Annotated in this window: 10 protein-coding genes; 6 read left to right on the top strand and 4 right to left on the bottom strand. The window is 66.2% G+C overall.

Annotated features, from left to right (window positions below):
- Positions 1–89: 89 nt before the first annotated feature.
- Positions 90–2,153: an NAD(+) synthase gene (locus AC3WUM_RS01040; protein WP_492408233.1), complete on the top strand. Its 2,064-nt coding sequence runs from the start codon at positions 90–92 to the stop codon at positions 2,151–2,153.
- Between the two features lie 78 nt (positions 2,154–2,231).
- On the opposite strand, the gene sucD is transcribed toward AC3WUM_RS01040, so the two are convergent.
- Positions 2,232–3,110, bottom strand: coding sequence for a succinate--CoA ligase subunit alpha (sucD, locus tag AC3WUM_RS01035; protein WP_492408231.1), 879 nt, complete (start codon positions 3,108–3,110; stop codon positions 2,232–2,234).
- Between the two features lie 3 nt (positions 3,111–3,113).
- On the bottom strand, positions 3,114–4,280 hold the full coding sequence (gene sucC, locus AC3WUM_RS01030) for an ADP-forming succinate--CoA ligase subunit beta (RefSeq protein WP_492408230.1): 1,167 nt from the start codon (positions 4,278–4,280) through the stop codon (positions 3,114–3,116).
- A gap of 149 nt (positions 4,281–4,429) precedes the next feature.
- Here sucC and AC3WUM_RS01025 point away from each other — a divergent pair, with 149 nt between their 5' ends.
- From AC3WUM_RS01025 to AC3WUM_RS01010, 4 genes are read left to right on the top strand one after another with little or no spacing between them, the layout of a single operon-like run.
- Positions 4,430–4,651: a hypothetical protein gene (locus tag AC3WUM_RS01025; RefSeq protein WP_492408229.1), complete on the top strand. Its 222-nt coding sequence runs from the start codon at positions 4,430–4,432 to the stop codon at positions 4,649–4,651.
- Positions 4,648–6,285 (top strand): sensor histidine kinase, encoded by a 1,638-nt coding sequence (locus AC3WUM_RS01020; RefSeq protein ID WP_492408227.1) that lies wholly within the window; start codon positions 4,648–4,650, stop codon positions 6,283–6,285. Before AC3WUM_RS01025 ends, AC3WUM_RS01020 begins: the two co-directional genes overlap by 4 nt.
- A 14-nt stretch (positions 6,286–6,299) precedes the next feature.
- On the top strand, positions 6,300–7,685 hold the full coding sequence (locus tag AC3WUM_RS01015; RefSeq protein ID WP_492408226.1) for a sigma-54-dependent transcriptional regulator: 1,386 nt from the start codon (positions 6,300–6,302) through the stop codon (positions 7,683–7,685).
- A gap of 50 nt (positions 7,686–7,735) precedes the next feature.
- Positions 7,736–9,547 carry a DUF885 domain-containing protein gene (locus AC3WUM_RS01010; protein ID WP_492408225.1) on the top strand — a complete coding sequence of 604 codons (1,812 nt, stop codon included), beginning with the start codon at positions 7,736–7,738 and terminating at the stop codon, positions 9,545–9,547.
- Positions 9,548–9,592: 45 nt separating this feature from the next.
- Here AC3WUM_RS01010 and AC3WUM_RS01005 read toward each other — a convergent pair whose 3' ends face one another.
- Positions 9,593–10,216 carry a TetR/AcrR family transcriptional regulator gene (locus AC3WUM_RS01005; RefSeq protein ID WP_492408224.1) on the bottom strand — a complete coding sequence of 208 codons (624 nt, stop codon included), beginning with the start codon at positions 10,214–10,216 and terminating at the stop codon, positions 9,593–9,595.
- A 142-nt stretch (positions 10,217–10,358) separates the two neighbouring features.
- Between AC3WUM_RS01005 and AC3WUM_RS01000 the strand changes: the two genes are divergently transcribed.
- A complete protein-coding gene (locus AC3WUM_RS01000) occupies positions 10,359–11,117 on the top strand; it encodes an SDR family NAD(P)-dependent oxidoreductase (RefSeq protein ID WP_492408223.1) in 759 nt (252 codons plus the stop codon).
- A gap of 60 nt (positions 11,118–11,177) precedes the next feature.
- Here AC3WUM_RS01000 and AC3WUM_RS00995 read toward each other — a convergent pair whose 3' ends face one another.
- Positions 11,178–12,032: a pirin family protein gene (locus tag AC3WUM_RS00995; protein WP_492408221.1), complete on the bottom strand. Its 855-nt coding sequence runs from the start codon at positions 12,030–12,032 to the stop codon at positions 11,178–11,180.
- Position 12,033 lies beyond the last annotated feature (1 nt).

Raw genomic sequence — 12,033 nt, 5'->3', positions numbered from 1 at the left:
GGTCGGCCACGGCTCGGCGCCGGTTCAGCGCGCCGCGTCAGTCTGTAGAACGCAAAGCGTAGAATCGCAAAGCTTCGACGAGCGATCTCATGGCTGACACAGAAGAGTTCCTGTCCCTGTACCGGCGCGGTTTCGCGCGTGTGGCAGCCTGCACGTTCGAAGTCGCGCTGGCCGATCCGCAGGCCAACGCCGCATCCATCGCGCGCCTCGCCGCGAACGCCGGCGAACAGGGCGCGGCGCTGCTGGTATTTCCGGAGCTCGCGCTGTCGGCCTATTCGATCGACGACCTGCTGCTGCAGGACGCCCTGCTCGACGCGGTCGAAACGCAGATCGAGCGCCTCGTCGCCTATTCCGCTGACTGGCTGCCGCTGCTGCTCGTCGGCGCTCCGGTACGCCATCGCGGCCGGCTCTACAACGCGGCGCTCGCGATCCATCGCGGCAAGCTGCTCGGCGTGGTGCCGAAGATGCACCTACCGAATTACCGCGAGTTCTACGAGCGCCGGCATTTCGCGAGCGGGCACGACTGCGAGACGCAGGAGATCCGCATCGGCCGCCTGCAGGCCCCGTTCGGCAGCGACCTGCTGTTCACCGCGAGCGACCTGCCGGGCCTGGTCGTCCACGCCGAAATCTGCGAAGACCTGTGGGTGCCGATTCCGCCGAGCGCGACCGCCGCGCTGGCCGGCGCGACCGTGCTCGCGAACCTGTCGGCGAGCAACATCACGATCGGCAAGGCCGACACGCGCAGCCTGCTGTGCCAGTCGCAATCGGCGCGCTGCCTCGCGGCCTACGTCTACGCGGCCGCGGGTTCGGGCGAATCGACCACCGATCTGGCCTGGGACGGCCAGGCCGAAATCTTCGAATGCGGCGCCCGGCTCGAAACCACCGACCGCTTCCCGCGCGGCGACCGCATGGCGATCGCCGATCTCGACCTGGACCTGATCCGCCAGGAACGCCTGCGCATCGGCACCTTCGACGACAACGCACGCCTGCAGCCGCGCAGTGCGAGCTTCCGCCGCATCGAGTTCGAACTCGCCCCGCCGATCCGCAACCTCGGCCTGCTGCGCAGCGTCGACCGCTATCCATTCGTGCCGAACGACGAGCAGCGGCTCACGCAGGATTGCTACGAGGCCTACAACATCCAGGTCAGCGGCCTGGCCCAGCGCATGCGCGCCACCGGCAGCCGCCGCGCGGTGATCGGCGTTTCGGGCGGGCTCGATTCGACGCAGGCGCTGCTCGTGACCGCGCAGGCCTTCGATCGGCTCGGCCTGCCGCGTTCGGACATCCGCGCCTACACGATGCCGGGCTTCGGCACCGGCGACGACACCAAGCGCAATGCCATCGCGCTCATGCAGGCGCTCGGCGTGAGCTACGCCGAACTCGACATCAAGCCGGCCGCGAACCAGATGCTCGCCGACCTCGATCATCCGTATGCCAGGGGCGAGCGCGGCGAGGCGGTCTACGACGTGACCTTCGAGAACGTGCAGGCCGGGCTGCGCACGGATTACCTGTTCCGGCTCGCGAACCGGCACAACGGCTTCGTCGTCGGCACGGGCGACCTCTCCGAGCTCGCGCTCGGCTGGTGCACTTACGGCGTCGGCGACCAGATGTCGCATTACAACGTCAACGCGGGCGTGCCGAAGACCTTGCTGCAGCACCTGATCCGCTGGGTCATCGCGAGCGGACAGTTCAGCAGCGACGTCGGTCCGACCTTGCAGCGCATCCTCGACACCGAGATCTCGCCCGAGCTGATCCCGGCCGACGCCGGCGGGGCGATGCAGAGCACCGAGCAGAAGATCGGCCCATACGCACTGCAGGACTTCAACCTGTTCTACACGCTGCGCTACGGCTTCAAGCCGAGCAAGATCGCGTTCCTGGCCCTGCACGCCTGGGGCGACGCAAAGCGCGGCCACTGGCCCGCGCATCTGCCCGAGGCCAAGCAGCTCGCCTACGAGCTGCCGGTGATCCGCCGCTGGCTCGAGGTGTTCGTGCGGCGTTTCTTCGGCTTCAGCCAGTTCAAGCGCTCGGCGATGCCGAACGGCCCCAAGGTCGTCGCGGGCGGCTCGCTGTCGCCGCGCGGCGACTGGCGCGCGCCGTCGGACGGCAATGCGCAGGTCTGGCTGCGCGAACTCGACGAGCAGGTGCCGAAATCCTGACCGCTGCGCTGATCGCCGGCAGCAACGAAAAGGCCCGCTTGCGCGGGCCTTTTCATGCAGCTCGATGAAAGCTCGGGCTTACTTCTTGAGCAGCGACAGCATCGCCGCGCCGAGATCGGCCGGCGAACGCACCGTCTTCACGCCGGCCGCTTCGAGCGCCGCGAACTTCTCGTCCGCCGTGCCCTTGCCGCCCGCGATGATCGCGCCGGCGTGGCCCATGCGCTTGCCCGGAGGCGCCGTCACGCCCGCGATGTAGGCGACCACCGGCTTCTTCACGTTGGCCTTGATGTACTCGGCCGCTTCTTCTTCCGAAGAGCCGCCGATTTCGCCGACCATGATGATGCCTTCGGTCGCCGGGTCCTTCTCGAACAGGCTGATCACGTCGATGAAGCCGAGGCCGCGAACCGGGTCGCCGCCGATGCCAACGCAGGTCGACTGACCCAGGCCGTTCTGCGTGGTCTGGTGCACGGTTTCATAGGTCAGCGTGCCCGAGCGGCTGACGACGCCGATCTTGCCCGGCTTGTGGATATGGCCCGGCATGATGCCGATCTTGCATTCGCCCGGCGTGATCACGCCCGGGCAGTTCGGTCCGACCAGCACGCTGTTCGGGTACTGCGCGCGCAGCGTGGCCTTGACCTTGATCATGTCCGTCACCGGGATGCCTTCGGTGATGCAGATGATGACCTTGATGCCCGCGTCGGCCGCTTCGAGGATCGCGTCGGCCGCGCCGGGCGCCGGAACGTAGATCATCGTCGCATCGGCGCCGGTGTCCTTGACGGCGTCATGCGCGGTGTTGAACACCGGCAGGTTCAGGTGCTTGCCGCCGCCCTTGCCGGGCGACACGCCGCCGACCATCTTGGTGCCGTAGGCGATCGCCTGTTCAGAGTGGAAAGTGCCCTGCTTGCCCGTGAAGCCCTGGCAGATGACCTTGGTGTCTTTGTTGATCAGGATCGACATTGCTTACTTCCCCTGCGCCAGACGAACGACCGTCTGCGCCGCTTCGGTGAGATCGGAGACCGGCGTGACCGCCAGGCCGGATTCGCGCAGCAGCGCCTGGCCTTTCTCCATGTTGGTGCCCTGCAGGCGCGCGACGACCGGAATCTTCAGGCCGACCTGCTTGACCGCAGCGATGATGCCTTCGGCGATCAGGTCGCAGCGCACGATGCCGCCGAAGATGTTGATGAAGATCGCCTTCACTTCCGGCGAACTCGTGATGAGCTTGAACGCCTCGGTGACCTTCTCGGCCGTGGTGCCGCCACCGACGTCGAGGAAGTTGGCCGGCTGGCCGCCGTGCAGCTTGACGATGTCCATCGTCGCCATCGCAAGACCGGCGCCGTTGACCATGCAGCCGATGTTGCCTTCGAGCGTGACGTAGTTGAGGTCGTACTTGGACGCCAGGCGCTCACGCTCGTCTTCCTGCGAAGGATCGCGCTGGCTGGCGATCTCCTTCTGGCGGAACAGCGCGTTGTCGTCGAAGTTGAGCTTGCCGTCGAGCGCGAAGATGTTGCCTTCCTTCGTCACGATCAGCGGGTTGATCTCGACGAGGCTGGCGTCGCGCTCGGTGAAGATGTGGTACAGGCCCGTCAGCACCTTGGTGAACTGGTCGGTCTGTTCCTTGTTCAGGCCCAGGAAGAAGCCGAGCTCGCGCGCCTGGTAGGGCTGCAGGCCGGCGGTCGGGGACACGAACACATGCTTGATGCGTTCCGGCGTGTTGTGGGCCACTTCCTCGATGTCCATGCCGCCGTCCGGCGAGGCCATGAACACGATCTTTTCCTGCGTGCGGTCGACCAGGGCCGACAGGTACAGCTCGCGCGCGATGTTCGACGGCTTCTCGACGTAGACCGAGTTGACCGGAAGGCCCTTGGCGTCGGTCTGGATCGTGACGAGGTTCTTGCCGAGCAGGTTCTTGGCCACTTCTTCGGCGGCCTCGGGGCTGTCGACCAGCTTCACGCCACCGGCCTTGCCACGCGCACCGGCGTGGACCTGGGCCTTCACCACTACCTTCTCGGTGCCCAGCTGTTTGGCCGCAGCGCGAGCCGCTTCGGGGCTCTCGGCCAGAATGCCCTCGGGCACTGGAATGCCATAGCGCGCGAACAACGCCTTGGCCTGATATTCGTGCAGGTTCATATCGTCTCTCTTCGGCGGATTAAGCCTGTCGATTTTCTACTAAATAGTAGGTACGCGATAGTAGGCTCTTGCAAAACGCCCGTCGGCTGACACCTCCGTCGATTCCAGGCGCGGGCTAGACTCGCCGCTCCTGCAATCTGGATCCTGGAATGCTCACTCGACTGCTGATCTTGGCCGGCCTCGTCTGGCTCGGCTGGACGCTCTGGAAACAATGGAGCGGACAGCGGCGGCCGCCCGTCGGCCGCCATCGGCATGACCCGCAAGCCGGTGCCGAGCGTTTCGAACCGATGTCGCGCTGCCCGCAATGCGGCACCTACCTGCCCACCTCCACGCTGTCCCGCAGCGGCCGCTGCGGTCGGTGCTCCGATTGATCGACCCCGCTTCGCCGGCAGCTCTGTCCTTACCGGCGAGGAACGAGGAATGGCGCGTCCTGCGCCTGCTGTCGCTGTACCGGCTGCTGCTGGTGTCGGCGCTCATTTTCATCTTCGAAAGCGACTACGCCGATCAGCTGTTCCCGGCGGTCCATACCGAATCGTTCCGTAGCACCTGCATCCTCTACGGCGCCTCCGCTCTGGCCCTGATGGGCCTGCTGCCGCGGCGCCAGCCCGAGCTCGCGGTGCAGGCCCAGCTGCAGGTGGGCATCGACATCGCCAGCCTGACCTTGCTGCTGCTGACCTGCGGCGGCATCGGCACCGGGCTCGGCACGCTGCTGGTCACGCCGGTGGTGGCCGCGGCGCTGGTGATGTCGCGGCGCATGGCGATGCTGCAGGCTGCCATCGCCACGCTGGCGGTGTTCGGAGTCGAGATTCTGCGCGGACTCGAGCACCAGACGCAGTCGAGCGATTTCACCGCCGCCGGCGTGCTCGGGCTGATGCTGTTCGGCTCGGGGCTCGCGGCCAATACGGTGGCCCGACGCGCGCGGGCGAGCGAAGCCCTGGCCGAGCAGGTCGGCAGCGAGTTCGAGAGCCTGTCCGAGCTCAACGAAAGCATCGTCGCGAGCATGCAGAGCGGCGTGCTGGTGGTCGACGACGAGGGCTACATCCGCAGCTACAACGCGTCCGCGGCGCAGCTGCTCGGCTTCACCGACGACCTGCACGGGGCGCGGCTCGAACAGCATGCCCTGCCCATCGCCCGCCAGCTGCGGCACTGGCGCGAAAGCGGGCATTCCGATGCCACGCCGCTGAGCCTGCATGCCGGTGGCGCCGAGATCATTCCGCGCATCTCGCGCCTGGGCCGGCATTACGATGGCCACGGCGCCGCGCTGATCGTGCTCGACGACGCCGCGCGCCTGCGCGAACAGGCGCAGCAGATGAAGCTCGCGGCGCTCGGCCGGCTGTCGGCGAACATCGCGCACGAGATTCGCAACCCGCTGTCGGCTATCCATCACGCCACCGAGCTGCTCGCCGAATCCGAGGTCTTCACGCGCGACGATCACGCGCAGGACAAGCGCCTGCTCGAGATGATCCGCCGCCACGGTGAGCGCATCGAGAAGATCGTGCGCGACGTGCTCGCGATGTCGCGCCGCGAGCCCGCCAACCCGCAGACACTCGCGCTCAAGAGCTGCCTCGTGCGCTTCGCCGGTCACTATCAGGAAGGCTTTCCGGATCAGCCACGGCCGATCGAGCTGCTCGACGTTCCGGCGAACCTGTCGGTGCGCTTCGACCCCGATCACCTGCAGCAGATCCTGTTCAACCTCTGGAACAACGCGTTCAGCCACGGCGCGAGCGAAAGCTCGTCGGTGATGGTGCTGCTCTCGGCCGGCATCGATGAACTCGGCAGGCCCTGGCTCGAAGTCACCGACAACGGAGCCGGCATTCCCGAAACCCTGCGCGAACGCATGTTCGAACCCTTCTTCACGACCGCTCATCAGGGAACCGGACTCGGGCTTTTCCTGGCGCGCGAACTCTGTGAATACAATCAGGCGCGCATCGCCTATCGCGGCGCCGAGTCGCCGAACGAAGTCGTCGGGGCTCGCTTTCGCATCAGCTTCGCGAGTCCCGCATAAGCCGCGCAACCCCTATGACCCGCGCATCCGCCAAGCCCGCCGCGCCCGCAACGGCTCTGATCGTCGACGACGAGGCGGACATTCGCGAGCTCATCGAGATCACGCTCTCGCGCATGGGCGTGAAGACCGAATCCGCCGCCACGCTCGCCGAAGCGCGCGGCTGGCTCGCCGAACGCAGCTTCGATTTCTGCTTCACCGACATGCGGCTGCCCGACGGGCTCGGCCTGGAACTCGTCGAGTTCGTGCAAAAGCGTCACTGCGGCATGCCGATCGCGGTGATCACCGCCTACGGCAACACCCAGGCCGCGGTCGAAAGCCTCAAGGCCGGGGCTTTCGATTTCGTGTCCAAGCCGGTCGATCTCGCGGCCCTGCGCAAGCTCGTCGAAACCGGCTTGCGGCTCAGGAGCACGACGGCGGCGAACGCGCCGGCGAAGACCGAAGCCGATGAAGACGAAGGCGGCTTGCTCGGCCGCGATCCGGCGATGCAGCAATTGCGCGGGCTCATCGAACGCCTTGCACGCAGCCAGGCGCCCGTGCACATCCATGGCGAATCGGGCACCGGCAAGGAACTCGTCGCAAGGCTCATCCACGAGCGCGGCCCGCGCGGCAGCGGGCCGTTCGTGCCGGTCAACTGCGGCGCGATTCCGAACGAGCTCATGGAGAGCGAGTTCTTCGGCCATCTCAAAGGCAGCTTCACGGGCGCGCTGCGCGACAAGAACGGGCTGTTCCAGTCCGCCGAGGGCGGCACGCTGTTTCTCGATGAAGTCGCCGACCTGCCGCTGCACATGCAGGTGAAGTTGCTGCGCGCGCTGCAGGAGCGGCGCGTGCGCCCGGTCGGCAGCGAAACCGAACTCGCGGTCAACGTGCGCATCATCTCGGCCACGCATCGCGACCTGTCCGCGCTCGTCGCGAGCGGCGCGTTCAGGCAGGACTTGTACTACCGGCTCAACGTGATCGAAGTGCGCACGCCCGCGCTGCGCGAACGTCGCGGCGACATCGCCCTGCTCGCCCACAGCATCCTGCAGCGCCTGACATCCGAAGCCGGCATGGCGTCGGTGCCGACGCTCGACACCGCCGCGCTGCAGCGGCTCGCGAGCTACGACTTCCCGGGCAACGTGCGCGAGCTCGAAAACCTGCTCGAACGCGCGATCACGCTCTGCGACGGCGAGCGCATCGAAGCCGGCGATCTGCAACTGCGCGGCGGTGCCGGTGAATCCCCGTCGGCGGCGGCCCGTGGCGGCGCCGCGCCCGCGCTCGACGAGCAGATCGAAGAGATCGAGAAGCAGGCGATCCGCGATGCGCTCGAAAAGGCGCGCTACAACAAGACCCGCGCGGCCGAGCTGCTCGGCATGAGCTTTCGCCAGCTGCGCTATAGACTCAAGAAACTGGGCATGGATTGAGACCGCGATCGCGCGGTGCTTTCCGCCAGCCCGACACCAAAGGTTCGAGCATGAGCATTGCCAGACTCGCGCGGATTTCCGCGGCATCCGTGCTGTTGCTGGTCGCAGGCTGCGACAACAAGGCGCCCGATGGTGCGCGCCCGGCCATCGCGGCCGATTCCACCGCGGCCCTGCATGCGCTGTTCCAGCAGGACTGGGAACGCAACCTGCAGGAAAGCCCGCTGCTCGCGACGTATCTGGGCGATGCGCGCTTCAACGATCGCTGGGACGATCTGTCGCCCGAGGCCATTGCCCGGCATCGTGCGGGCAACAGCCAGGCGCTGCAGAAGCTCGCGACGATCGATCGCGGCAAGCTCGATGTCGACGATCAGCTCAACTACGACCTGTTCCGCCAGCTCATGGAGGACAGCGAGGAGTTCTACGAGCACGGAGGCCACCTGCGCCCGATCGAGCAGCGCAACGGCCTGCAGACGGCGAACGAAGTGCTCGAAGCGCTGCGCTTCGACAGCGTGAAGGATTACGACAACTGGATCGCGCGCCTGCGCGCCTTCGGCACCTACACCGATCAAACCATCGCGCTGATGAAGACCGGCATCGCGCAGGGCCGCGGCTATCCGCAGGTGATCATGCGCCGCGTGTCGAGCCAGATCGCGCAGCAGCTCGTCGACGATCCGAAGCTGTCGGCCTACTACGCGCCGTTCAGGACGATCGACGCGTCATTGCCCGCCAGCGAAGCCGAGCGCCTGCGCGGCGAAGGCGAAGCCGCGGTGCGCGATGTCGTGCTGCCCGCCTATCGGCGCCTGCAAGCGTATTTCGACACCGAATACCTGCCGCAGTCGCCCGAAGCCGTCGGGCTTTCCGCGCAGCCCGGCGGAGCCGAGTTCTACGCCTGGCTCGTGCGCTCGCACACCACCACGTCGCTGACACCCGACCGGATTCACGAGATCGGCCTCGCGGAAGTCGCGCGCATACGCGAGGCGATGGAAAAGATTCGCGGGCAGGTTGGTTTCAAGGGTGATCTGAACGCCTTCTTCCAGTTCCTGCGCAGCGATCCGCAGTTCTTCTACAAGAACCCGAACGATTTGCTGACCGGCTACACGCTGATCGCCAAGCGCATCGAGCCCGAGTTGCTGCGGCTGTTCGGCAAGCTGCCCAGAACGCCGTACGGCGTTCGTGCGATCCCGGACATTTCGGCGCCCGACACCACCACCGCCTACTACTATCCGCCGTCGGCCGAAGGCGGCGGACGCGCCGGCTATTACTACGTGAATCTCTACAAGCCCGAGACGCGGCCCAAGTGGGAGATGGAAGCGTTGACCTCGCACGAAGCGGTGCCCGGACATCACCTGCAGCTCGCGCTGCAGCAGGAGCTCGGCGAGATGCCGTCCTTCCGCAAGTACGGCAACGGCTTCACCGCTTATGTCGAAGGCTGGGGCCTGTACTCCGAATCGCTAGGCGGCGAACTGGGCCTGTACCGCGATCCGTACTCGCGCTTTGGCCAGCTCAGCTACGAGATGTGGCGCGCGGTGCGCCTGGTCGTCGACACCGGCCTGCATGCCAAGGGCTGGACGCGCGAGCAGGCGATCGACTACTTCAAGGCCAATTGCCCGAAGACCGAACTCGACATCGTCAACGAGATCGATCGCTACATCGCGATGCCCGGGCAGGCGACCGCATACAAGATCGGCGAACTCAAGATCAAGGAGCTGCGCTCGCGCGCCGAAAGCGAGCTCGGCGACAGCTTCGACATCCGCGCCTTCCACGATGCGGTGCTCGCCTCGGGCGCGGTGCCGCTGAACATTCTCGAAGCGCGCATGGACGCCTGGATCAAGAGCCGCAAGCCGGCTCCGGCGAAGCAATGAAACTGTCGTGACGGGCTTTGCCTGAAGCGTCGAGCGGACGACGGCTCAAACAGCCGTTTCAGGTCGACTTCCGGAACGTGGACTACCGCCGCCAGGCCACGTGGAAAGCGCCTGCTCGGCGACGGCTTCGAGCATGTCGCGACTGAAACCGGCCTTGGCTTGAACCGCCATGCCATGGAGCACGGCGCACACGAATGCGGCCAGCGCGGCACAGTTCACCGTCTCTGGCAGATCCCCGTCCCGCTGGGCCCGTTCGAACCGGTCACGCAGCGATGCTTCTCCGTTCGCACGCGCCTGGATCAAGGCGCATCGGATCGCTTCGGCATCATCCGAGACCGCCAAGGCGCCGTGGACCCCAAGACAGCCGGGGCGATCCGGGTAACGCGTATTCAATTCAGCCGCTCCGTGGAGGATGCGCGCAGCCACCTCCCGCGCGGTCGGCTGCTCCAGTGCCGCCGGAAAGAAATCCAGATAGTCCTTGTAATAGCGTTCGAGCGCTCGGCGGAACAAAGACTCCTTGTTGCCGAATGCCGAATAAAGCGCGGGCCGTTCGACGCCGGTGGCTTCGGCCAGGTCGGAGTACGACGCGCCCTCGTAGCCTTTGCGCCAGAACACGCCGAGTGCCGCGTCCAGGGCCTGATCGACATCGAACTCGCGCTGACGGCCCATTTAGATCGCTTCGCCCTTTTTCATAAGGCTCGATATTAAACCCTTGACACTGCTCGTCAAAATTCAATAACGTTCGTTACGTTAACGATCGTTACAGAATCATTCACCGGACGAGTACCTTCGTTCCAGCAAAGGGGTTTCAATGAAGAAGTCGTTGAAGGGCAAAGTGGCGCTCGTGACCGGAGGGTCGCGTGGGCTCGGAGCAGCCACCGCCGAAGCGCTCGCCGAGGAAGGCGCCGATGTCGTCATCACCTACGTGGCCGCGGCGCATAAAGCGGAGGCGGTAGTCGAGAAACTGAAGGCGAAGGGCGTTCGAGCGCTCGCGATCCGGAGCGATCAGGCCGACACGGCTGCGGCCAAGCCGCTGATCGACAAGGTGATGGCGCACTTCGGCAAGCTCGACATCCTCGTCAACAACGCGGCGATCGCGGTGCAGGGCAAGACGGTCGACGATCCCGCTCTCCAGACCGCCGATCTCGACCGCCAGTGGCAGATCAACGTGCTCGGTGCGGTCGCGACCACGCGCGCGGCGGCGCCGGTACTGTCGGATGGCGGCCGGATCATCTTCATCGGCTCTCTGCTGGGAGGCCACGTTCCGTTCGCGGGCGCCGCCGACTACGCGGGCACCAAGGCGGCGATCGCCGGCTATGCGAAGGGCGTCGCCCGCGATCTCGGCGGACGCAATATCACGGTCAATACCGTCCAGCCCGGCGTGATGCCGACCGACATGTCGGTGGAAGTGCTCGGCAACGGCGTCCCCGACGCGCTGCTGGACCTGCATCCGATCCGCCGGATCGCGACGCTCGAGGAGGTCTCGGCCCTGGTCGTTTTTCTGGCGGGGCCGAACGCGGGCTACATCACCGGCGGTGTGATCGACGTAGCCGGCGGCCTGGCCATCTGACGACTTCCGTGCAGGCGCTCGCGAGAGCGCCTGCACGGTCGTGCGCAGTGCAGCCGCCGCTCAGCTGCGACCGAAATTGCCGCTCTGATAATCGGCCAGCGCCTGCTCGATCTGCTCGCGCGTGTTCATCACGAACGGACCGTACTGCACCACCGGCTCGTGCAGCGGCTTGCCCGCGATCAGCAGCAGGCGCGCACCGCCCTCGCCTGCACGCACGGCCAGCACATCGCCATCCGACAGCAAGGCCGCGCCGCGCAGGGCGATCGGACGTTCGTCGATGCTCGCGCTGCCTTCGTAGAGATAGACGAAGGCGTTGTGACCCGAAGTCACCGGCACGCGCACCTGCGCATTCGCGTCGAGATGCAGATCGAAGTACAACGGATCGGTGGTTCCGCCCGAGACCGGGCCGACGGTGACGCCGGAATCCTGCACCAGCCTGCCGGCGATCACGCGCGCGCTGCCGCCGCCATCGAGCGTCGCGCTCGGAATCTGCGCCGACGGAATGTCGCGATACGACGCCGGCTTCATCTTCTCGGCGGCCGGCAGGTTGAGCCAGAGCTGGAAGCCACGCATGCGGCCTTCGGTCTGCTGCGGCATTTCCGAATGGATGATGCCCCGCGCGGCCGTCATCCACTGCACGTCGCCGGGCTTCAGGTCACCGGTGTTACCGAGGTGATCCTTGTGCTGCAGGTGCCCGTCGAGCATGTAGGTGACGGTTTCGAAACCGCGATGCGGATGCGCCGGAAAGCCCGCCAGATAATCGCTCGGCTGATCGGTGTAGAACTCGTCGAGCATCAGGAACGGGTCCACGCGCAGCCCCGGCATCGCCCCGATCGAGCGCGACAGCTTGACGCCGGCCCCGTCGGAAGTCGGCTGGCCCGGAATGGTTTGTCTGAGTTGGCGCGTGGTGTTCATG

The sequence above is a fragment of the Hydrocarboniphaga sp. FW305-C-57 genome, assembly GCF_058783045.1.
Note: the sequence above shows the minus strand (reverse complement) of the source record. Positions and strands in the feature narration are given on the sequence as shown.

Coding starts and splice junctions, on each gene's coding strand:
- AC3WUM_RS01040 (WP_492408233.1), top strand. CDS start 90: ATGGCTGACACAGAAGAGTTCCTGTCCCTGTACCGGCGCGGTTTCGCG.
- sucD (WP_492408231.1), bottom strand. CDS start 3,110: ATGTCGATCCTGATCAACAAAGACACCAAGGTCATCTGCCAGGGCTTC.
- sucC (WP_492408230.1), bottom strand. CDS start 4,280: ATGAACCTGCACGAATATCAGGCCAAGGCGTTGTTCGCGCGCTATGGC.
- AC3WUM_RS01025 (WP_492408229.1), top strand. CDS start 4,430: ATGCTCACTCGACTGCTGATCTTGGCCGGCCTCGTCTGGCTCGGCTGG.
- AC3WUM_RS01015 (WP_492408226.1), top strand. CDS start 6,300: ATGACCCGCGCATCCGCCAAGCCCGCCGCGCCCGCAACGGCTCTGATC.
- AC3WUM_RS01010 (WP_492408225.1), top strand. CDS start 7,736: ATGAGCATTGCCAGACTCGCGCGGATTTCCGCGGCATCCGTGCTGTTG.
- AC3WUM_RS01005 (WP_492408224.1), bottom strand. CDS start 10,216: ATGGGCCGTCAGCGCGAGTTCGATGTCGATCAGGCCCTGGACGCGGCA.
- AC3WUM_RS01000 (WP_492408223.1), top strand. CDS start 10,359: ATGAAGAAGTCGTTGAAGGGCAAAGTGGCGCTCGTGACCGGAGGGTCG.
- AC3WUM_RS00995 (WP_492408221.1), bottom strand. CDS start 12,032: ATGAACACCACGCGCCAACTCAGACAAACCATTCCGGGCCAGCCGACT.